This is a genomic window from Haemophilus sp. Marseille-P9675 (assembly GCF_916862695.1).
Classification (GTDB): Bacteria; Pseudomonadota; Gammaproteobacteria; order Enterobacterales; family Pasteurellaceae; genus Haemophilus; species Haemophilus haemolyticus_K.
Genome location: NZ_CAKASP010000001.1, coordinates 671,569 through 694,431 on the forward strand (window position 1 = coordinate 671,569; position 22,863 = coordinate 694,431).

The following is a 22,863-nucleotide window of genomic DNA, read 5'->3' on the forward strand; positions in this document are numbered from 1 at the left end:
TAATTCAAATCCGAGAAATTACTTAAATTGTTTTAAGAAACGTAAGTCGTTTTCAAAGAACGAACGTAAATCTGTTACGTTATAACGTAACATTGTTAAACGCTCAACGCCCATTCCCACGGCAAAACCAGAATATTCATTCGGATCAATACCAACGTTACGCAACACATTTGGGTGCACCATACCGCAGCCCAACACCTCTAACCATTTACCGTTTTTCCCCATCACATCCACTTCGGCTGAAGGTTCTGTAAACGGGAAATAAGATGGACGGAAACGTACTTGTAAATCTTCTTCAAAGAAAGCGCGTAAGAAATCGTGCAATAAACCTTTCAATTCTGTGAAATTTGCTTTTTTATCCACATAAAGTAGTTCAATTTGATGGAACATTGGCGTATGCGTTTGATCGTAGTCATTACGATATACACGTCCTGGAGCCATAATGCGAATTGGTGGCTGCATTTTTTCCATAGTACGAATTTGCACGCCAGAAGTTTGAGTGCGGAGTAATAATTCTGGATTAAACCAGAAAGTATCGTGATCGGCACGTGCTGGGTGATGTTTAGGAATATTTAAAGCATCAAAGTTGTAATAATCACTTTCAATTTCAGGGCCATTTTCAACTGAAAAGCCAAGTTCTGAGAAAAATTTTGTTACGCGATTAATCGTCATAGTGACTGGGTGTAAGCCACCTGTTTCAACTTTGCGACCAGGTAAACTGACATCAACACGTTCTTTTTCTAATTTTGCGTTAAGTTCAGCCTGTTCCCACTCCGTTTTTTTTGCATTTAAAAATTCTAACGCAGCTTGTTTTGCTTCGTTAATTTTTGCACCCATAGCCGGACGTTCTTCTGCTGACACATTACGCAATTCTTGCATTAATTGAGTAAAATGCCCTTTCTTACCAAAATATTCGACACGGATTTCATCCAAAGCCGTTAAACTTTTATCCTGAATGGATTCAATCGCTAATTTCGCTTTCTCAACAAGCTCGTTCAGATGTTGCATAGTTTCCCCTGCTTCTCTTTTCTCTATAAAATAAAAAACCGAGTAATGATAATACCAAGTACTTAAAAAGTAAAAGAATAATACGAAAAATCATTGGTTTATCAGATGATAATATTTAAAGTATTTAAATGTTGACTCAAACTCTAAAAACAAAAATTGTGATCATCTTCTCATTTTTAATGTAAAACCAAGTTATATAGTAGGATTTTCATTAACTTAAGCGTATGATAAGCGTTATCATTCTCAAAATTAAGGGGTTTATATGAATGATCCACAAAAACGATATAACACTGCTACTTTATTATTTTTATCTTTAATCGGAATCCTCCCATCTCTTAGCCAAGCTGAGTCGATACGTCAATTAGACACAATTAATGTTAATGCTTCATCAGATGATATAGCATTAAAAGGAAAAGATTCCATTTATAGCAAAAACAACGTAACAGAATATAAAAGCAAAAAAGAAATTGAAACTTATCATTCTCAATCTGTATCTGATTTATTAAGTGGTATTACAGGCGTCTATAGTGGCGATGCGCGTAATGGCGGTGCGATTGATCCAATCATTCGAAGTTCTTGGGGGCAAGGGCGAATTCCTGTATTAGTTGATGATACTGAACAAGCGATTACCGTTTGGCGTGGTTATTCTGGAGTAAGCAATCGTAACTATCTTGATCCATTTTTAGTGAGTGAAGTGAATGTGGAAAAAGGCCCAAATTTAGACCGCACTTTGCGCTCTGGGGCGGCAGGCACGATTCGTATGTCGACGCTAAATCCTAATGAGATCATTAAGCCTGGCAAAAAATGGGGTATTGAACTTAAAACGGAGACAGCCAACAATTCCATTAAGGCTCATCCTTATGAAGGTGTACCTATTGGTCAGGATTATCGACTTGTTTCACCAGACGGGCGTGCAGAATTAGCTGAATGGGCGTTGTATTTTAAAGATGATGATCGGATTAGCCCAAGAAAAAAAGGCAGAAACAAACCTTTACACGATAATGCCGTACGTTTGGCGTTAGCCGCAAAAGATGATGGTTATGAAGTCTTAGGGGCGTATGCTTATCGCAACAAAGGCAATTATTTTGCTGGTAAACGGGGAGGGAAAAAATACGGTGAAGGAACAACTGGCCCGCTTGATTTAGATAAAAACTCCGATGACCCTTATATTCCACTCATTGCTCGAATTTATAAACCGGGTGAAGAAGTACCAAATACATCTTATGAAAGCCGATCTTGGTTATTAAAGGGGAAACTCCACTTTAATAAATATGCTTCACTTTCTGCGAACTTCCGAGACACGCAAATAAATTACGGCGACATTATGCCTTCCCGACTTGGCTATAACTATGCTGCGCGTAATACCGTCACACAATGGCCACTAGCAGATGTAAAACAAAAAACAGGTAATGTTGAGTTTTCCTATAACCCGCCGGATAACAAATGGCTTGATTTAAAAATAGGTGTATGGGCAGTAAAAAATGATACGGCAACTAATACATCGGGCGGCTCACCGGGTGATGTACTTTTTAGTGATTATAATACTCAACTGATTGGTACTTTATCTCAATTTGATCTCGCAAATGAGTTTGGTGATAAAGCCTATGAATTAGATCAAGTGAAAGATCCCGTTGAATATAAACGTATAAAAGATCGTTTTTACGAAATTTTTAATAGCAAAATAAAGGAATATATGAAAAATCCTAAATTTAAAAATATTGATGGGATTTTTAATACTCAACCCGCGCAAGTGCAATTTGCCCGTGATAATCATATGGGAATAACCTTTAGCAATGTCACGGAACTAAGTCCAAAACTTCGTTTAAGTGTCATGACAAATTATCGTCGTGAAACTTTAGACAGTACCAATGTTTATGAACTTTGGGATAAATATCAACTTACTGCATTTAATCAATACGAGACTGATGCTAAAATAGAAGGGGAAAATTATACCTGTGTGGAAGGCGATATACATGGTATTTGCCGAGTATCAAACACTGCTCGTTCAGGAAATCGAAAAGGCAACCGAAATGAATTTAATGCAGGCTTCAAATTTGAATATTCACCAACCGATTGGTTATTACTGACTGCTGGGATGAAATATACCCATTACAAATCTAAAGATCGCGGTTTGCAGGAAAAAATTGCACACTTAAAACAGGAAGAGGTATTAACCGAATCACGTATTCCATTTACAGTAAGAAAATTGAAGCAAGTCGCCCCTAAAATAACACAAGACTATATAAATTTTGAAAGGAAAAATGATTTAATAATTTCACTTCAGGAAAAATTTAAAGAATTATATCCAATACCTGCTGATGATTCACCAGAATTACAAAAATGGCTTGATGATCGTGATGAGTATGTTGTTTCACATGGCGGGACTCCAACCACAGATGAGGAATATGATAGTTGGTCACAGCTCAGTGGTGATAAAGGTGAATGGGATCAATCTGCAACGCAGACCATTTATTGGGAACGAGACGAATATGGTAATTTTTCTGTTGAGCATTTTCCGCTTACGGATGGACGCATTACAAAAGAAATGTTAGAAAAAAAAGTAATCCATCCACAAACTGGGAAAGAAGATTATTTATATGACATTAGTACTGATTTTTCCGGTTCGCCAGAAAAAACACCAGTAACCAAAGAACAGTGGGAAAAAATGAAAAAGGCGGAGCGTAAAGATCACGCTTGGGCACCTTCCTTTAGTGCTACCGCATTTTTAAGTGATAACGCCAGAATTTATGTGCGCTATGATGAAACCAAACGTATGCCGAGTATTTTTGAAGATACCATTGGCTATTCCATTGATATTCTCACGCCGCTCTATAAACGTAAACCGGAACACAGCAAAAATATTGAAGTGGGATATGTGCATGATTTACGTGGTTTCTTCCCAAGTTTACGCCGTGCGGATATTCGACTAAATTGGTACAAAAATACCACGAAAAATATTTTTGACCGTGATATTAATTATGAGATGAAGCAGTTTGATAAACGGATTTTAGAAGGTGTAGAATTATCCGCTCGTTATGATCAAGGTCGAATCTTCGGTGATATCGGTATTAGCTACAACATCAAAAATAAATTCTGCGATAAAAGTTCAGCAATTCGAGATGTTGGTGGTATAGGTGATATACATACATTTGAAGCCTATCCTGAATGCGTTAATGGTGGTAATGAAAACGGCTACTTAAAAAATGCCATTTTGCCGAAATACAGCATTACCTCAAATCTCGGTGTACGTTTCTTAGATGAGCGATTAGAAGTTGGCACCCGTATGGTATATCACACTAATGTGAAAGAAACTCGTAACAAATCTTTACGTGATGCAGGCTGGTTTGCCAATAGCAATAACAACCCACGTTGGCAGCCAGTGTTCTTGGTTGATGCGTATATGAACTACAAAGTGAATGAGAATCTTGCGCTGTCATTGTCTGCGACAAACTTAACTGATCGTTATTATCTTGATCCAATGACTCGTTCATCTATGCCAGCGCCAGGAAGAACCATTAAATTTGGTTTAACAAGTACATTCTAACCATATATGGTTTATCATACTAAAAATGGAATAACGTTATCGCTATTCCATTTTTTCTTATTACCAACAAAATCGTTCATTCACAAAATTTTCTGACCGCTCTTTTTGCCATTTTTCTTTATTGTTTGGATTGGCAAAAAAATGTGCTTGTTCCTGTAAACGTTGAACTAATTTTTCTTCTGCTTCTTTTAACGCTTTTCTACGATCTGCAAATTTTGCGGACAATGTTGGTAAGAAAATAACTTCATAAGGATGCGTAATTGTCCATTTCACCGCATTTTCGGCGGCACGACTTTGTTTATCAAAATTGCAAAACGCATAAGCATTAATAAACTGCCCTACAACATGGCTGAACCCTGTATTATCCTGCACCGTTTGTTTTGGTAAATCCAACACATAAAGTGCGGTAATCAAACGGTTTTGTCCACGATAAAACCAAGTAACAGCTTCATCTCTTAATCCAAAATCGTACGCCCGCGCGGCTAACGTGAACATCGTCATTGGTGAAATGCGAGCCGGATTTTCTTCTACAAATTTCACCGCACTTTCATAACCTTTTATCGTATTTTCACGTAGCATAGGATCGATTTCTTTATGTACAAATACATTTTCTGCTTTTCCATTTTCAGCAGAATAATAAGGTTTAATATAAACATCCACCGTCTTCACTGGTTCTTTGCTAATAGAACTACAAGCCGTAATAAAAAGTGCGGTTATAAAACACAGTATTTTTAACATATGGATTTTCCTTATATAATGCCCAGCAAATTTCACTGCATTGTTATTATGAAAATTCATCTAATCTACAGTAAAACCACATTAGAATTCAATAATGAAACAAGTTTACTCGATCATCTCGAGAAAAATAATATTCATCATGAATATCAATGCCGTAGTGGCTATTGTGGTTCTTGTCGTGTGAAGATCAAAAAAGGCAAGGTATCATATAAAGATACGCCCCTTGCCTTTATTCAACCTGATGAGATTTTATTATGCTGCTGTCACGTAGAAAGTGACATTGAAATTGATTTATAAATTATTTAAATCTAATACATCGGTCATATCAAATAAGCCATTCGCTTTATTTTCTAACCATTTACCAGCACGCACTGCACCATTAGCGAAAGTCATACGACTTGATGCTTTATGGGAAATCTCTACACGCTCGCCGATATCAGCAAACCACACCGTGTGTTCCCCCACCACATCCGAAGCGCGAATAGTTGAAAAACCAATTTCATCGCGTTTACGTTCGCCTGTGATTCCTTCTCGGCAGAAGACTCCGTGAGTTTTTAAATCGCGACCTAAGGTTTTTGCGATATGTTCGCCCATAGAAAGTGCGGTGCCAGATGGCGCATCAACTTTATGACGGTGATGTGCTTCGATCACTTCAATATCGCAATAATCGCCCATCACTTTTGCTGCTTTTTCTAAAAGCTTGAAGACTAAATTCACACCAACACTGAAATTTGATGCAAACACAATAGCAATTTTATCTGAAGCGGTTTTAATCGCCGCTTTACCATTCTCATCAAAACCTGTTGTACCGATTACCATTTTTTTATTATTCGCTACGCAAAATGCAATATGTTCAAGGGTGCCTTCTGGTCGAGTGAAATCGATTAATAAATCGAATTTATCTTTTTGGCTTTCAAGATCATCCGAAACTGTTACACCTAGATGACCAATGCCCGCCAATTCTCCCGCATCTGTTCCGACTAAAGATGATCCTTTGCGTTCAAAAGCTGCTCCTAGCTCTACTCCTTCCGCAGAATGAACCGCTTGAATTAATTGACGCCCCATTCTTCCGCCAGCACCAGCGATTGCAATTTTTAATGTCATGTTACTTCCTTTTTTATTAATGAATTATTTCGTTGATGCCGCTATAAACAAGCACACAACCAAAAAATAAAAATACAATACCAGCCATATTATCAATATAACGGCTGTATTGACTGTATAAACGCTTGGCAATATTACGTGAAAAAATCAATGAAATCACATAAAAATAACAAAATGTTTCTACCACAATTACCATAAAAGCCAAGATAATTTGCCACATTTCAGTAATATTTACTAAGACAAGCGACATCACGCTACTAAAATACACCACGACTTTTGCATTGGATAAATTCACTAAAAGCCCTTTCACAATTTCTTTTTTGATTGTGGTTTGCTGATTAAATTCAGTATCAGAGTGCGGTTCAAATTGAGCGTATTTTTTACTGCGAGCCATTAAAAAACCGAGATATGCTAAGTAACTACCGCCTAGCAACATAATAACGCCATGTAATGCTGGAATAGTAACGAATAACACCGCCAATCCCAACATAGAAAGCATCCCCCAAAAAGCGATGCCAAGCGTTATGCCTAAAATGCCACAAACTGTATTACGACGAGAGTTACTTGCCGCCATTCGGCTTACATAGAAGAAATCTGGCCCTGGCGTCATTAAGCCAAATAAATGCACAATGATTAAATTCAGCATCACAACATCCAATACTGAATAGCAAATACGACAATCACGGCATAAATTGCTGCTAATACATCATCGACCATAATGCCAAAACCACTTTCGAGTTTTTCGTCAAAATAACGAATTGGGAACGGTTTTAAAATATCGAAAAAGCGGAATAACACAAAAGCAGCCAAAATCCATTGCCAAGATAATGACGGGATCGCCGCTAATACAATAAATACGCCGACAAATTCATCCCAAACGATAGAACCGTGATCATGCACGCCCATATCAGCTGTAGTTTTTTGACAAAGGTAGCAACCGAGTAGAAAACAAAGTGCGGTGAAAATTAAAAAGGTTTTTACACCTAACAAAGAAAGCAAAATCACGCCTAAAATTGTTCCGGTTAAGCTCCCCCACGTGCCTGGAGCTGGATGAATTAAGCCCGAGCCAAAACCAACGGCAAGCAAATGAATAGGATTTAAAAGAGAGATTTTTTTAAGAGGATTATTTTCTGTCATTTTGATTCCTTAAAATGATCGAAACCACTTGAAAAAGTTATATTCACAGATTTTCCATCCCGTAAAAAACGGGGAGAAAAGTCGCCGCACTTTTCATTAATTTTACCAATACAAGTGCAAGACACGTTCAGTTTTTTCACGCGTAATTCTAATTCATCTTTATATTCGGGCGGTATGGTAAAACAAAGTTCATAATCTTCTCCACCACTTAAGGCAAATTGTTCCGCTAGAGTGCGATCATATTTATTTAAAATCGATAATGAAAGAGGTAAAGCTGTAAGCTCAACTTCAGCACAACATTGACTTCGTTCAAGAATATGCCCTAAATCAGAGATTAACCCATCGGAAAGATCAATGGCTGCATGGGCAATATCAATTAACGCCCGCCCAAGTTCAATTCTAGGTGTGGGTCTAAGATGACGTTGTTGCAAAAAAACATCATCAGAATCAACCGCACTTTTGCCCGATAAAATTTGTGTTAAACCTGCAGCGCTATCGCCTAAAGTGCCTGAAACATAAATTAAATCGCCAACTCGCGCTTTATGCCGACAAATCCCTTTACCTTTTTCGACAAAACCTTGTGCCGTAATCGTAATAGACAAATTGCCTTTTGTGGTATCACCACCAATTAATGTGACGTTGTATTGTTTTAACGTGTGCAATAAACTTTGGCTAAATGTTGAAATCCAATTTTCATCTACATTTGGCAAAGTTAATGCCAGAGAGACCCATTTGGGCTGTGCCCCCATTGCAGCAAGATCACTTAAATTAGTTGCAACGGCCTTATAAGCTAAATCTTCAGGTGAAATGGTTGGTAAAAAATGCGCATTTTCTACCATTGTATCGGTCGTAATGGCAAGCTGATAATTCTCTGGCACGGAAACCAGCGCACAATCGTCTCCAATAGATAATTGAACGGAATCATCAACTAATATTTGTTGCTGAAAATATCGTTTAATTAAATCAAATTCACCCATTGCCATTTTTTACCTATCTTATAAAAGAAAAGGCACGCGTTAAAAACGCGCGCCATTTTCAGTTTAAAAGGATTATTTACGCCCTAATGCGGGTGCGATTTTATCAAGTACGCCATTGATATATTTATGGCTTTCATCTGCACCGAATACTTTTGCCACTTCAATCGCTTCATTGATAACCACTTTATATGGCACATCTAATTCAAAGCGTAATTCATAAACAGCCAAACGTAAAATTGCAGTTTCAATAGGATCAAGCTCATCAAAAGCGCGGTCAATATAAGGCGAAATTGAAAAATCAATGGTTTCAATATTTTCTACTGTTTGACGAAACAATTTACGGAAGTAAGATTTATCTACCCCATCCATATCTTGATCTAACACAAAGGCTAATTCCACTTGTTCTGCAGTATTGCCGGATACCGCCCAAGAATACAAGGCTTGCACAGTACATTCACGCGCACGACGACGAGCAGAAGGCTTTTTCACTTGTTTTTGTTCTGTCATGATTTATGCCGCATCAATTTGTTGAATAAGATTAACCATTTCAAGTGCGGTTAAGGCTGCTTCTGCACCTTTATTACCTGCTTTAGTACCAGCACGTTCAATCGCTTGTTCAATATTTTCTGTGGTTAATACTCCAAAAGCGACAGGGATTTCAGCATCCATTGCAACTTTTCCTAAACCACTGCTTGCTTCCCCTGCTACATATTCAAAGTGTGCAGTACCACCACGGATAACTGTGCCTAATGCCACAATCGCATCAAATTTTTTACTTTCAGCTAAACGACGAGCAACTAATGGCAACTCATACGCACCAGGAGCACGCACGATAGTGATATTTTCATCTTTCACTTGGCCGATACGTTTTAATGCATCAATTGCGCCTTCTAATAAACTTTCATTAATAAAACTGTTAAAACGAGCAATTGCTACTGCAACTTTTGCATTAGGTGCTGCGACTGAGCCTTCTAAAACTTTCATATTTTTTCCTATTAAAAAATCGCTATCGTTAATTTGGTAGAGAATTCTAGCATAAAAAAACTTTTTTAAAACCAACCGCACTTTTTTATTTTCATTTTAGTGAATTTAGCATAGCATAAGCATTGTACTCATTTTCATCTATTAAAAGGAGCAATTATGAAATTACGCACTATTGCATTAAGCCTAGCGGTATTATGTGCTAGCTCAACGAGCTTTGCTGGAATGGTTTCAACGTCATCTAATCTTGAGTTTTTAGCCATTGATGGACAAAAAGCATCAAAAGCATTATTAAAAGAAACAAAATCATTTAACATTAATGATACTGAAACACATCAAGTGGTTGTTCGTTTAGGTGATATTGTTGGTTCAGGTTCTAATCAATCTTTATTTGAATCTAGTCCTATCATTGTTACATTCAAAGGTTCCCCAGAAGATATTACTATCTCTGCACCTTCAATCCGTAGCCGCTCCGAAGGTGAAAAATTTAATAGTACACCAACAATTAATATTACTAGCAAATCAGGTAATACTATTGCAGCGAAAGTGGATGTTTTAAAACAAGAGGGTTTATTTCCTAGTGCAAACGTGGTAAACGATCTTTCTACATATAATTCCTCAGGTGCAATCGCATCTGTTGCAGCATTTTCGACTGCAGCAATACCAACCACAATGCCAGTTGCTTCTGCAAGCAATGCTAAAATAAACAAAGGGAAAGTCGTTGTTCAAGGTGAGAATGTTGCAGAACAGCAACTTCAATACTGGTTCCAACAAGCAGATAAGGAAACTCAAATACGTTTCTTAAACTGGGCAAAATCCCACAAGTAACGTATTATCTCGTTCAAAAAGCTTTGATGTTTGAGTACGCTTATATAGATAATAAAAGTGAGCCTTGCTGCTCACTTTTTCTATTGTAATAAGGATGAATAATGAACAACTGGTTAAATGCTAAAGTAATTGCTACTATTCCTATTTTTATTGCTGTAAATATTGCCGCAATTAGCGTATGGGCATTTAATATCTCTCAACAATCTATGCCTTTAATTCTAGGTATTATTGCAGGAGGATTAGTTGATTTAGACAATCGTTTAACTGGGCGTTTAAAAAATGTCTTTTATACATTGATAGCTTTCTCTATTTCATCCTTTATTGTCCAATTAAATATCGGCAAGCCAATACAATATATTGCCTTGATGACTGCGCTTACATTTATTTTTACTATGATAGGTGCTGTTGGGCAACGCTATAGTACCATTGCATTTGGTACACTAGTTGTGGCACTTTATACTACACTAACCTATACACCTGAAATACATGAATGGTTTATCAACCCTGTCATGATTCTATGCGGTACGCTACTTTATAGTGTAATAACACTCATTGTCTATTTATTCTTTCCAAATCGTCCCGTACAAGAAAGTGTTGCTAAAGCTTTCTGTGCGCTAGGTGATTACTTAGATGCCAAATCTTATTTTTTTGATCCCGATGAAATAAATGAAATAGAAAAAAAACATCTTCATTTCGCTATGAAAAATGCAAATGTAGTTTCTGCATTTAATATTGTTCGTACAGCACTATTCTATCGTATTCGTGGTCAACATCGACATCCTCGCACACAACGAATGCTCCGCTATTATTTTGCTGCGCAAGATATCCATGAACGTGTAAATTCTACTCATTTTGATTATCAGCAAATTACTGAAAAACTAAAAAATACAGACTTAATTTTTCGTATTCAGCGCTTACTAGAATTACAAGCACAATCTTGCCGAGAAGTAACAACGAGTTTACGCCAAAATAAAAACTATCAATTCAATGAACGGGTTGAGCGCGCACTATCGGGGACATTGCACTCATTCCAGCTATATCGAGAACAACACATCCACGATAAAGATCAGCTTATTGAGATTCAGACCCTACTAGACAACTTGCAAAGTATTAACTGGCAACTTCGACAACTTACTCAAGAAACAGATGATGCTGATCATTTAGCAAGAATTCATACGGATCAAATTACTGGCTTAAAAAATATCTCTACTGCAATTTTTAGCCACTTTACCTTTGAATCTCAACTCTTTCGCCATGCAATACGTTTATCGATAGTGGTTTTTTTATGCTGTGTCATCGTAGAGTTTTTCCAATTTAATCTTGGTTATTGGATTTTACTTACCGCTGTCTTTGTCTGCCAACCAAACTATTCTGCCACCAAAACACGTTTACGCCAGCGGATTATCGGCACTTTTCTTGGCGTGGTGATAGGATCGCTTTTACCCTATTTTAATCCAACCTTAGAACTTAAGCTGGGTCTTGTAGTCCTTACTAGTACACTATTTTTCTTCTTTCGCAGTAATAATTACAGCTTCTCTACCTTTTTTATCACATTACAGGTCTTGTTAAGCTTTGATGTTATGGGGTTTAATACTTCAGCTGCACTCATGCCTCGTTTACTTGATACATTACTAGGTTCGGCTATCTCATGGTTTGCTGTTTCTTATTTATGGCCTGATTGGAAATATTTACAATTAGACAAAGTTAGCCATAAAGCGGTTCAAAGTGATGCAACTTATCTTTTACATATTATTAGTCAACTACAATTTGGTAAAAGTGATGATCTAAAGTATCGCATTGCTCGTCGTAATGCACATCAATATGCAGCAGCACTTAGTACAACACTTTCAAACATGAATAATGAACCTGAAAAATATAAAGCATTTTTACAACAAGGGTTTGATTTACTTAAACTGAATTATTCCTTATTAAGTTATATTTCTGCGCTAGGTTCCTATCGTGAAAAAATGAATACTCTACAACAAACTACACAATTTTTATCTGGTTTCTATCCTGTTGCCAAAAAAATTATTTATTCTCTTGAAAATATCGAAAAAATACCACCAGATATATTTGCTAAACTCCAAAAAAACATTGAAACCCACCTAAAGGAGTTAGAGAAACAGGAAATGACAGAACAAGATCGCACAGCATTTAGCTTGCCTTATCAGCAACTAAATTTAATCACACAATTATTGCCTGCTTTTTATGGTTATTTTCACAAAGAATACTGATAAATAGTAGGGTTTATCGCATTTAAAAATACCTATTGTTCTTCAATTCATAAATAGCGATAATACTTCCCTACATAAAAGGCAAAGAAAAATGACAAATTATATTTTATTGATTATCGGTACTGCATTAATTAACAACTTTGTACTTGTAAAGTTTTTAGGACTATGTCCGTTTATGGGGGTATCAAAGAAAATTGAAACCGCAGTAGGTATGGGACTAGCAACAATGTTTGTATTAACTGTCGCCTCCCTTTGCGCATATTTAGTTGATCATTATATTCTTGTTCCCTTGAATGCTACTTTTTTGCGTACATTAGTATTTATTTTGGTTATTGCCGTAGTGGTACAATTTACCGAAATGGTAATAAATAAAACTAGCCCAACACTATATCGTTTACTTGGAATTTTCTTGCCTTTGATAACCACAAACTGTGCAGTTCTCGGTGTCGCATTATTAAATGTAAATCTTGCTCATGATTTAACGGAATCTGTCGTTTATGGTTTTGGTGCATCTCTTGGATTTGCACTTGTATTAGTACTTTTTGCTGCGCTTCGTGAACGTCTTGTTGCGGCCGATGTACCTTTAACTTTCAAAGGTTCATCTATTGCCCTTATCACAGCTGGCTTAATGTCTCTCGCATTTATGGGATTTGCAGGACTTGTGAAGTAATAAAATGATTTATCTTTTAATGGCTATTACCATTTTGATTTTATTTATTGGGTTCTCTCAGTATTTTTCAGGAAAAAGAAAGAAATAATGACCCTTCTATTCATCGTAATCACTTTACTCGCTTTAATTTTCGGTGCGATTTTAGGCTTTGCTTCACTTAAACTCAAAGTTGAAGCTGATCCCATTGTGGAAAAAATTGATTCTATTTTGCCACAAAGCCAATGTGGACAATGTGGTTATCCTGGCTGCAAACCATACGCTGAAGCTATTTGCAATGGAGATGACATCACAAAATGTATTCCTGGTGGTCAACCTACCATCGTAAAAATCGCAGAGATTTTAGGTGTTGATGTGCCTGCTATGGACGGCGTAGAAGAACCTATCGAGAAAGTCGCCTTTATTGATGAAAATATGTGTATTGGCTGCACAAAATGCATTCAAGCCTGCCCTGTTGATGCCATTATTGGTACAAATAAATTCATGCATACGATTATTCCAGATCTCTGTACAGGTTGTGAACTTTGTGTAGCACCCTGCCCGACAGATTGTATATCAATGATTCCCGTGAAAAAAAATATCGATAATTGGGATTGGAAGTTTGATGCAAAATTAGTCATTCCAGTAATGAATGTAAATGGTACTGAGAAAAAATTGGTTGTGGGGGAATAAATGGCGGACGTATTATCTCGTTTCAATTCCGGTAAATTATGGGATTTCAAAGGTGGCATTCATCCGCCTGAAATGAAATCACAATCTAATTCACAACCATTACGTCATCACCCTTTAGTCACGGATTTTTACATTCCTCTTAAACAGCACGCAGGAACAATAGGTAACCTTTTAGTAAAGGAAGGCGATTACGTATTAAAAGGTCAACCTTTAACGCAAGGTGATGGCTTACGTATGCTACCCGTTCATGCGCCAACTTCAGGCACAATTAAATTGATTAAACCTTATGTCGCTGCACATCCGTCTGGTCTTGATGAACCTGCAATTCATTTGCAAGCGGATGGCTTAGATCAATGGCTAGAGCGTAATCCTATTGATGACTTTTTAACACTCTCGCCAGAACAACTTATTAACAAAATCTATCAAGCTGGTATAGCTGGCTTGGGCGGTGCAGTGTTTCCGACTGCAGCTAAAATTCAATCAGCAGAGAAAAAAGTTAAACTCTTAATTATCAATGGTGCAGAATGTGAGCCTTATATTACTTGTGATGATCGTCTTATGCGTGAACGCGCTGATGAAATCATCAAAGGCATTCGTATTTTGCGTTATATCCTACGACCTGAAAACGTAGTCATTGCCATTGAAGATAACAAACCTGAAGCAATAGAGGCAATTAGCAAAGCGCTACAGGGAGCAAATGACATTAGCGTTCGAGTAATTCCAACAAAATATCCTTCGGGTGCCGCAAAACAGCTTATTTATTTGCTTACAGGAATGGAAGTCCCAAGTGGTGCACGTTCTTCTAGTATTGGCGTACTGATGCATAATGTTGGTACAGCCTTTGCAATTAAAAGAGCGGTGATAAATGACGAACCTTTAATTGAACGAGTGGTCACCCTTACTGGTGATAAAATTCCTGAAAAAGGTAATTATTGGGTCCGACTTGGTACACCAATTTCTCAAGTATTGACGCGCGCTGGCTATCAGTTTGATGAACGTTATCCAGTATTTGCGGGGGGCCCAATGATGGGATTGGAACTTTCCAATCTCAATGCACCAGTGACAAAAATTGTCAACTGCTTGCTTGCACCAGACTATTTTGAGTATGCAGAACCAGAGCCTGAACAAGCTTGTATTCGCTGTTCTAGCTGTTCTGATGCCTGCCCAGTCAACTTGATGCCACAACAACTCTACTGGTTTGCTCGTAGTGAAGATCACAAAAAATCGGAAGAATACGCCCTCAAAGATTGTATCGAGTGCGGGATTTGCGCTTACGTATGCCCAAGCCATATTCCGCTGATTCAGTATTTCCGCCAAGAAAAAGCAAAAATTTGGCAAATAAAAGAAAAACAGAAAAAATCAGATGAAGCCAAAATTCGCTTTGAAGCTAAACAAGCGCGAATGGAACGTGAAGAACAAGAGCGTAAAGCACGTTCACAACGTGCAGCAGAAGCACGTCGAGAAGAATTAGCGCAAACCAAAGGTGAAGATCCTGTTAAAGCGGCGCTAGAACGCTTGAAAGCGAAAAAAGCCAATGAAACAGAATCAGTACAAGTTAAAACAATTATCTCAGAAAAAGGGGAAGTTTTACCTGATAACGCTGATTTAATGGCACAACGTAAAGCTCGTCGTCTGGCTCGTCAGCAAGCGGAATCTCAAGTCGAAAACCAAGAACAACAAACTCAACCAACCGATGCGAAAAAAGCAGTTGCAGCCGCGCTTGCTCGAGCAAAAGCGAAAAAACTTGCACAAGCAAATGAAACCGCTGAATCAGTCTCAAATACTCAAACCGTAGAAAGTGCGGTAGAAAAAACAGACGAAAATTCAGCCGCACTTGATCCGAAAAAAGCGGCTGTAGCTGCAGCGATTGCTCGTGCAAAAGCAAAAAAACTTGCTCAAGCGAATGGAACCGCTGAATCAGTCTCAAACACACAAACCGTAGAATGTGCGGTAGAAAAAACAGACGAAAATTTAACCGTACTTGATCCAAAAAAAGCAGCGGTTGCAGCCGCACTTGCTCGAGCAAAAGCGAAAAAACTTGCGCAATTGAATGAAACCGCTGAATCAGTCTCAAACACTCAAGCCATAGAAAGTGCGGTAGAAAAAACAGACGAAAATTCAACCGCACTTGATCCGAAAAAAGCAGCCGTAGCCGCTGCGATTGCTCGTGCAAAAGCAAAAAAACTTGCCCAAGTGAATGGAACTACAGAATTAGTTCCAAGCACTCAAGACATAGAAAATGCGGTAGAAAAAAAAGAAGAAAATTCAACCGCACTCGATCCGAAAAAAGCGGCTGTAGCGGCTGCCATTGCTCGAGCAAAAGCAAAGAAATTGGCAAAAACACAAGCAACATTAGAAAATAATCAGGAATAAAATAATGTTTAAAATGGTTAGCTCTCCTCATACTCATTCAGGGAAACTCACAGCGCGTATTATGCTTTGGGTAATGTTGGCAATGATGCCAGCTTTTTTCACGCAAATTTATTATTTTGGATTTGGTGTGGTGCTTCAATCTGTATTAGCCATTGGTACAGCTATCATTGCGGAATTTATTGCAATAAAATTACGTAGTAAAAAACCGCTAAATTATCTTTCAGATTTCAGCGTATCCCTGACTGCTTTAATTTTGGCGATGGCTATTCCACCTTATGCACCTTATTGGGTCATCATCATTGGAACACTTTGTGCAGTTTTATTAGGTAAACAGGTTTATGGTGGCTTAGGACAAAACCCATTCAATCCTGCGATGATTGGCTATGTAATTCTTTTAATTTCATTCCCGTTACAAATGACAACTTGGATGCCTCCAATTAATTTATTACAGGAACCACCGACTTTTTCAGATGCGTTTTCATTAATATTTTCAGGTTTAACCACTGATGGATTTACGCTTTCACAACTTACACATAACATTGATGGCATCACCCAAGCAACGCCTTTGGATAGCGCAAAAATTTTCTATAAAAGTCACACTCAATTAAATGATTTTTATAAATTGATTAAACTGCCGATTTTTATGGGTAATGGAACTGACTTTGCTCAAGGCTGGTGGCAAGTCAACGTGGCTTTCTTACTGGGCGGAATTTTCCTTATTGTAAAACGTGTCATTCACTGGCAAATTCCAGTGGCGATGCTTGTCACCTTTTTCTGTTTAGCCACCGTGACCGCTTTTACTGGCTTCACGCATTTAAGTGCGATGAGTCAACTCGTTAGTGGCGCAATGATGTTTGGCGCATTTTTTATTGCGACAGATCCTGTCACAGCCTCCATTACACCACGAGGAAAAATTATTTTTGGCGCATTAGTGGGGTTATTTGTCTATCTCATTCGCTATCACGGAAACTTTCCAGATGGTGTAGCATTCGCAATTTTATTAAGTAATATTTGCGTTCCACTTATCGATCATTACACACGTCCTCGAGTATCTGGTTATCCAACAAAAGGAAAAAAATAATGGGCACAGTAAAAATTACATCGCGTTACGGGATATTATTAGGCTCTGTAGCCCTACTCTGCACAGCAATTTCTGCGGGTATTTTTTTCCTAACAAAAGATAAAATTGACGCTGTGATGGCGGCACAACAACGAGAATTGCTTTTACAGGTCATTCCACAAGATTATTTCAATAATAATCTGTTAGAAAGTGCGGTTATTCCTCAAGATAAAAATTTGGTGGGCATTCAGAAAATTTATTTTGCGAAAAAAGATGGAAATGTTTCTGCCTATGCCTATGAAACCACCGCACCTGATGGGTATTCTGGCGATATTCGCTTGCTTGTGGGATTAGATCCGAAAGGTGAAGTGTTAGGCGTACGAGTTATTGAACACCATGAAACACCTGGCTTAGGCGATAAAATTGAACTTCGTATTTCCAACTGGATTTTAAATTTCACTCATCAGTCGATTAATGAGCATAATTTAAGCGAATGGGCGGTAAAAAAAGATGGCGGGAAATTTGATCAATTTTCTGGTGCAACCATTACACCTCGCGCAGTGGTGAATCAAACTAAACGCTCAGCATTAATCATGCTAAATAACCAAGCCTTGTTACAACAGCTTTCAACACAAGTGAAATAATATGACAGATTTAACTGAAAAAAATACCGCACTTGAAGAAGAAAAAATAGAAAGTGCGGTTGAAAATCAACAAAAGTCCATGTGGAAAGAAATCTTTACTCAAGGAATTTGGAAAAATAATCCAGCGGTTGTTCAACTTCTCGGGCTTTGTCCGCTTTTAGCGGTGTCTAGCACCGCCACCAATGCACTGGGTTTAGGTTTAGCGACAATGCTTGTGCTCACTTGCACAAATACGGTCATTTCACTTTTCCGTAAATATATTCCGAATGAAATCCGCATTCCAATCTACGTGATGATTATTGCGACGACAGTAACTGTCGTTCAACTTTTAATGAATGCTTATACCTATACGCTTTATCAATCACTTGGAATTTTTATTCCACTCATCGTTACCAACTGTATTGTGATAGGTCGGGCAGAAGCGTTCGCCTCAAAAAACAGCTTACTCCATTCAGTTTGGGACGGTTTCTCAATGGGATTAGGGATGGCACTTAGCTTGACAGTACTTGGTGCATTGCGTGAAATCATTGGACAAGGTACGGTTTTTGATGGCATCGAAAATCTATTTGGCGAACAAGCTCAATTTTTAACGCTCCATATTTACCATACAGACAGTAGCTTTTTACTTTTCATTCTGCCACCAGGCGCATTTATAGGATTAGGCTTGCTCCTTGCAATAAAAAATCGAATTGATAAATAAGATGAATAAATTAAAAAGAATCGAAATATTAACCCGATTAAGAGATCAAAATCCCCACCCGACCACAGAATTACAGTATAATTCGCCTTTCGAATTATTAATTGCGGTAATTCTATCGGCACAAGCAACCGATAAAGGCGTGAATAAAGCGACAGAAAAACTATTCCCTGTTGCAAACACACCACAAGCAATTTTAGATTTAGGATTAGATGGTTTAAAAAGCTATATTAAAACTATCGGGCTTTTTAATAGCAAAGCAGAAAATATTATCAAAACCTGCCGTGATTTAATTGAAAAGCACAACGGTGAAGTGCCCGAAAATCGCGAAGCCTTAGAAGCATTAGCAGGTGTGGGCAGAAAAACAGCCAATGTTGTACTAAATACGGCATTTGGTCATCCAACCATTGCGGTGGATACCCATATTTTTCGTGTATGCAATCGAACTAATTTTGCACCAGGTAAAGACGTGGTAAAAGTAGAAGAAAAACTACTTAAAGTCGTACCTGATGAATTTAAAGTGGATGTTCACCATTGGTTAATTTTACACGGGCGCTACACTTGTATCGCACGGAAACCTCGTTGTGGCTCATGCATTATTGAAGATCTGTGTGAATATAAAGAAAAAATTGAGTTTTAATTTTTGCGATAAAACACTCTAATTATTTACCGCACTTTTTATTAAAAATAGGAAAACAAATGACAACAAATAATAAACAGCGACAAACTTGGTCTAGCCGACTCACTTATGTCATGACTGTCGCAGGCGCAACTGTCGGTTTCGGCGCTACTTGGCGCTTCCCTTACCTTGTGGGCGAAAATGGTGGCGGAGCCTACGTTCTACTTTTCTGTATCGCAATGATTGTAATCGGTATTCCGATGATTCTCGTTGAAAACGTGATCGGCCGCCGCTTACGTGTAAACTCCATTGATGCCTTTGGTGATAAAATTCTGGATAAAGGAAAAGGTATTTCCAAATATTGGAAAATCCTTGGCTACATGGGATTACTCGGTTCATTCGGTATCATGGCGTATTATATGGTGCTTGGTGGCTGGGTTATTTCTTATATCATTAGCTTAATCAGCGGTACCTTAGATATCTCAGCCCCCATTACTAAAGATGTCGCCAAAGATTTCTACGAGCTACATATTGGCAATAGCCCTTATGAAATTATGCTATACACCTTCTTATTTGTTGTGGTGAATTACATTATTTTAGCTAAAGGGATCATTGGTGGAATCGAGCGTTCTGTAAAATATTTAATGCCATTACTATTCATCTTCCTCATTGGAATGGTTATTCGCAACGTCACATTACCAGGTGCAATGGAAGGAATTACATTTTATTTAAAACCAGATTTCAGCAAAATTACACCACAATTATTTATCTTCGTTTTAGGTCAAGTATTCTTCGCATTAAGCCTTGGTTTTGGCGTATTAATTACGCTTTCAAGCTACTTAAATAAAGAAGAAGACTTAATACAAACTGCAGTTATTACTGGTTTTACCAATACAATTATTGCCGTACTTGCGGGCTTTATGATCTTCCCATCACTTTTCACCTTTGGGATTGAACCAAATGCAGGCCCAACTTTAGTATTCCAAAGTTTACCTATCGTATTCTCTCACTTATGGGCGGGTAAATTCTTTGCAATTATTTTCTTCGGCTTATTATTAATAGCTGCGCTAACTACTTCTATCACAATTTATGAAGTAATCATTACCGCATTACAAGAAAAGCTCAGAATGCGCCGTGGCAAAGCGATTGTCTTAACCCTTGGTGGTATTTTTGTCTTAGGTAATATTCCAGCAATTTTAGGGGATAATGTATGGAAAGATGTCACCATTTTCGGCAAAAGCATTTTTGATTTCTATGATTATGTCAGTGGAAATATTCTCTTTATGCTGACCGCACTTGGTTGTGCTATTTTTGTTGGTTTTGTGTTAAAAGATGAAGCGAAAAAAGAACTTTCTCCAACACCTAACTCAACATTCACTAAAATCTGGTTTAACTATGTGAAATTCGTTGTGCCAGTGATTATTTTAGTCATCTTTATCAGCAACCTATTTTAAAAAAGAAAAACCGAGTCTTTACTCGGTTTTATTTTTTAAAGGACATGTCTATAAAAATATTTGAGCCTTTAAGCCAATTCGCTGCCCTTCTTTTAAAACATTTTCTAACCGCACTTTGAATCCATGTAATTCCGCAATTCGCATGACAATAGAAAGCCCCAAGCCACTACCCTTTTCATTTTGCCCAGCTGGGCGATAAAAACGCTGACCAAGTTTTTTCAAATCTTCAGAGTCAACACCACCACCATTATCTTCAATAATAATCTGAGAAGATGCGATTTTCACTGAAACAGTTGTGTCTTCTGGGCAATATTTAATGGCATTATCTAGTAAATTTCTAAGCATCAATGAAACTAAAATTGGTTGCCCTTGTTTCTGCTTTGGTTCAGATTCTTTCTCAAAAGCCAAGGTAATTTTACGTTTTTCTGCCACAAAATAGCGCTCAGCAATCAGCGATTGAATGATGCCTTCCCAATCAATAGGCTGTAATTCTTCCAATTCTTGTAAATTATCCAGTTTTGAAAGCGTCAAAAGTTGCTCAATTAACTGCGATGCACGATCAATCCCTTGTGTTAAATGCAAAAGTGCTTGTTCTCGCAATTCCCCATCATCACCCGCCAGTTGAGCAACTTCAGTTTGAATACGCAATGCCGCCAATGGACTACGCAATTCATGGGCGGCATCAGAGGTAAAACGGCGTTCACGTTGTAGCATAGCCGAAGTGCGGTCAAAAAATTGATTTAAATTTTTTACTAAGGGTAAAATCTCAACAGGTAAGCCCTCTGTATTCAACAATGACACATCACCAGATTTTCTCGTTTGAACTTCTTGGCTTAAACGTTTAATCGGTCGAAGTTCTTTATGAATCAACCATCCTAAAACGATGATCAAAATAGGCAAACTTGCAAACCAAATCCACATTTGCCCAAAGATCATTTCCTCAATTAGATCTTCTCGATAATCAAGCTCTTGCCCAACGGCAATAATCAAATTTCCATTTGCTACAGGCTGCCAGAAAATACGCCATTCATCGTCATCATTCAGCATATAGCCTTTCGCAAATCCAATTTCATTATCAAACACAAAATTATCGCCATTACGTCCATCTGTTAATAAACGTTTGCCATCCTTAGAAAAAATAGCAAAAGCTAATGCGTCATCATCATAGTTTTTCTTGAACGAATGTGGCTGGATTTTATTAATATCTTCCACATGCTCTAACAGAATATGACTAAGATCTGAATTGGCAAGGCGTTCAGCAAAAAGGATTTGTTGGGCATCGAAAACATCATTCACTTCACTACGCACCTGCCACCATGCGACAGCAGTAGATACGCCCCACACAAAAAGTGCGGTGAAAGAAAGAACAGAAATAAGACGAAAACTTAAACGTTTGTTTTTCATTTATTGGGTTACTCCCAACGCATATCCAACGCCGTGTACTGTTCGAATAAATTGCTTACCTAATTTCTGACGCAAATTATAAATATGCACGTCTAACGCTCCGCTGCTAATTTCTTCATCCCAGCTTGATAATTTTTCTTCAATAGATGCGCGAGACAGTACGCGATCTTTATTCAGCATAAATAATTCAAGTAATTTATATTCACGGCTTGTTAAAGAAATGGGTTGATTATTCAACCAAACAGAACGCTGATTTGGATCGAGTTTAACGCCAGCATGCTCAATCACAGAATGATGATGACCATAACGACGACGAATAAGCGCTTGCAAGCGCGCTGCAACTTCAGCCAAAGCAAAAGGCTTGCAAAGATAATCATCCGCTCCACTTTGCAATCCTTTTACACGTTCATCTAAGGTATCACGGGCAGTCAAAATTAATACTGGGACATCTTGATGCTTGGAGCGCCATTGTTGCAATACATCTAATCCATCAAGCTTCGGCAAAGTTAAATCTAACACAACCGCATCATAAGGCGCAGAGGTTAAGGCATCCATTCCTGTTTTTCCATCCGTAAACCAATCCACAGCAAAACCTAGTTTCGTTAAACCAATCTGTAAACCATTGCCGATTAGATTATCGTCTTCTATCAATAAAATTCTCATAAAAAATTGACCGCTCTTTATAAACAAAAACAGCGAGCTAATGCTCGCCATTTTCAAAG

At 37.8% G+C, this 22,863-nt stretch carries 22 protein-coding genes; 12 read left to right on the forward strand and 10 right to left on the reverse strand.

What is annotated here, in order from left to right; all coding sequences use genetic code 11:
- Positions 1 to 18 precede the first annotated feature (18 nt).
- Positions 19 to 1,008, reverse strand: a complete 990-nt coding sequence (gene pheS / locus LIX50_RS03215; protein ID WP_021035163.1) for a phenylalanine--tRNA ligase subunit alpha — start codon at positions 1,006 to 1,008, stop codon at positions 19 to 21.
- Between the two features lie 262 nt (positions 1,009 to 1,270).
- Here pheS and LIX50_RS03220 point away from each other — a divergent pair, with 262 nt between their 5' ends.
- Entirely contained in the window at positions 1,271 to 4,552 is a 3,282-nt protein-coding gene (locus LIX50_RS03220; protein ID WP_065264965.1) for a TonB-dependent receptor domain-containing protein, read from the forward strand.
- A 60-nt stretch (positions 4,553 to 4,612) separates the two neighbouring features.
- Here LIX50_RS03220 and LIX50_RS03225 read toward each other — a convergent pair whose 3' ends face one another.
- On the reverse strand, positions 4,613 to 5,290 hold the full coding sequence (locus LIX50_RS03225; RefSeq protein WP_226385877.1) for a hypothetical protein: 678 nt from the start codon (positions 5,288 to 5,290) through the stop codon (positions 4,613 to 4,615).
- Between the two features lie 48 nt (positions 5,291 to 5,338).
- Here LIX50_RS03225 and yfaE point away from each other — a divergent pair, with 48 nt between their 5' ends.
- A complete protein-coding gene (gene yfaE / locus LIX50_RS03230; RefSeq protein ID WP_044232385.1) occupies positions 5,339 to 5,587 on the forward strand; it encodes a class I ribonucleotide reductase maintenance protein YfaE in 249 nt (82 codons plus the stop codon).
- Here the strand turns inward: yfaE and dapB are convergent.
- The 6 genes from dapB to ribE form a co-directional block, all read right to left on the reverse strand.
- Positions 5,582 to 6,394, reverse strand: coding sequence for a 4-hydroxy-tetrahydrodipicolinate reductase (dapB, locus tag LIX50_RS03235; RefSeq protein WP_226385878.1), 813 nt, complete (start codon positions 6,392 to 6,394; stop codon positions 5,582 to 5,584). The genes yfaE and dapB overlap by 6 nt on opposite strands.
- A 16-nt stretch (positions 6,395 to 6,410) precedes the next feature.
- Positions 6,411 to 7,040: a LysE family transporter gene (locus LIX50_RS03240; protein ID WP_192880415.1), complete on the reverse strand. Its 630-nt coding sequence runs from the start codon at positions 7,038 to 7,040 to the stop codon at positions 6,411 to 6,413.
- Positions 7,040 to 7,531: a phosphatidylglycerophosphatase A gene (locus tag LIX50_RS03245; RefSeq protein ID WP_226385879.1), complete on the reverse strand. Its 492-nt coding sequence runs from the start codon at positions 7,529 to 7,531 to the stop codon at positions 7,040 to 7,042. Before LIX50_RS03245 ends, LIX50_RS03240 begins: the two co-directional genes overlap by 1 nt.
- On the reverse strand, positions 7,528 to 8,514 hold the full coding sequence (gene thiL / locus LIX50_RS03250) for a thiamine-phosphate kinase (RefSeq protein WP_226385880.1): 987 nt from the start codon (positions 8,512 to 8,514) through the stop codon (positions 7,528 to 7,530). Before thiL ends, LIX50_RS03245 begins: the two co-directional genes overlap by 4 nt.
- Before the next feature lie 66 nt (positions 8,515 to 8,580).
- Complete coding sequence (gene nusB, locus LIX50_RS03255) at positions 8,581 to 9,015, reverse strand: transcription antitermination factor NusB (RefSeq protein ID WP_226385881.1); 435 nt, start codon at positions 9,013 to 9,015, stop codon at positions 8,581 to 8,583.
- Between the two features lie 3 nt (positions 9,016 to 9,018).
- Positions 9,019 to 9,492 (reverse strand): 6,7-dimethyl-8-ribityllumazine synthase, encoded by a 474-nt coding sequence (gene ribE, locus LIX50_RS03260; protein WP_005628657.1) that lies wholly within the window; start codon positions 9,490 to 9,492, stop codon positions 9,019 to 9,021.
- 156 nt (positions 9,493 to 9,648) lie between these two features.
- Between ribE and LIX50_RS03265 the strand changes: the two genes are divergently transcribed.
- The 10 genes from LIX50_RS03265 to LIX50_RS03310 all read left to right on the forward strand — a co-directional run bounded on the left by LIX50_RS03265 (position 9,649) and on the right by LIX50_RS03310 (position 20,737).
- Entirely contained in the window at positions 9,649 to 10,317 is a 669-nt protein-coding gene (locus LIX50_RS03265; protein ID WP_140527699.1) for a curli polymerization inhibitor CsgI-related protein, read from the forward strand.
- 101 nt (positions 10,318 to 10,418) lie between these two features.
- Positions 10,419 to 12,551 carry a YccS family putative transporter gene (yccS, locus tag LIX50_RS03270; RefSeq protein ID WP_226385882.1) on the forward strand — a complete coding sequence of 711 codons (2,133 nt, stop codon included), beginning with the start codon at positions 10,419 to 10,421 and terminating at the stop codon, positions 12,549 to 12,551.
- Between the two features lie 91 nt (positions 12,552 to 12,642).
- On the forward strand, positions 12,643 to 13,221 hold the full coding sequence (rsxA, locus tag LIX50_RS03275; RefSeq protein WP_226385883.1) for an electron transport complex subunit RsxA: 579 nt from the start codon (positions 12,643 to 12,645) through the stop codon (positions 13,219 to 13,221).
- An 87-nt stretch (positions 13,222 to 13,308) separates the two neighbouring features.
- Positions 13,309 to 13,890: an electron transport complex subunit RsxB gene (rsxB, locus tag LIX50_RS03280; protein ID WP_046943227.1), complete on the forward strand. Its 582-nt coding sequence runs from the start codon at positions 13,309 to 13,311 to the stop codon at positions 13,888 to 13,890.
- A complete protein-coding gene (gene rsxC, locus LIX50_RS03285) occupies positions 13,891 to 16,263 on the forward strand; it encodes an electron transport complex subunit RsxC (RefSeq protein ID WP_226385884.1) in 2,373 nt (790 codons plus the stop codon).
- Positions 16,264 to 16,267: 4 nt separating this feature from the next.
- Positions 16,268 to 17,344 carry an electron transport complex subunit RsxD gene (gene rsxD, locus LIX50_RS03290; protein WP_226385885.1) on the forward strand — a complete coding sequence of 359 codons (1,077 nt, stop codon included), beginning with the start codon at positions 16,268 to 16,270 and terminating at the stop codon, positions 17,342 to 17,344.
- Entirely contained in the window at positions 17,344 to 17,967 is a 624-nt protein-coding gene (gene rsxG, locus LIX50_RS03295) for an electron transport complex subunit RsxG (protein ID WP_226385886.1), read from the forward strand. Before rsxD ends, rsxG begins: the two co-directional genes overlap by 1 nt.
- Before the next feature lies 1 nt (position 17,968).
- Positions 17,969 to 18,667, forward strand: coding sequence for an electron transport complex subunit E (locus tag LIX50_RS03300; RefSeq protein WP_111407884.1), 699 nt, complete (start codon positions 17,969 to 17,971; stop codon positions 18,665 to 18,667).
- Position 18,668: 1 nt separating this feature from the next.
- Positions 18,669 to 19,304 carry an endonuclease III gene (gene nth, locus LIX50_RS03305; protein WP_005626177.1) on the forward strand — a complete coding sequence of 212 codons (636 nt, stop codon included), beginning with the start codon at positions 18,669 to 18,671 and terminating at the stop codon, positions 19,302 to 19,304.
- Positions 19,305 to 19,363: 59 nt separating this feature from the next.
- A complete protein-coding gene (locus LIX50_RS03310) occupies positions 19,364 to 20,737 on the forward strand; it encodes a sodium-dependent transporter (protein WP_226385887.1) in 1,374 nt (457 codons plus the stop codon).
- A 48-nt stretch (positions 20,738 to 20,785) separates the two neighbouring features.
- Here LIX50_RS03310 and qseC read toward each other — a convergent pair whose 3' ends face one another.
- Positions 20,786 to 22,141, reverse strand: a complete 1,356-nt coding sequence (qseC, locus tag LIX50_RS03315; protein WP_111407882.1) for a quorum sensing histidine kinase QseC — start codon at positions 22,139 to 22,141, stop codon at positions 20,786 to 20,788.
- On the reverse strand, positions 22,142 to 22,804 hold the full coding sequence (locus LIX50_RS03320; protein ID WP_048953620.1) for a response regulator: 663 nt from the start codon (positions 22,802 to 22,804) through the stop codon (positions 22,142 to 22,144).
- Positions 22,805 to 22,863 lie beyond the last annotated feature (59 nt).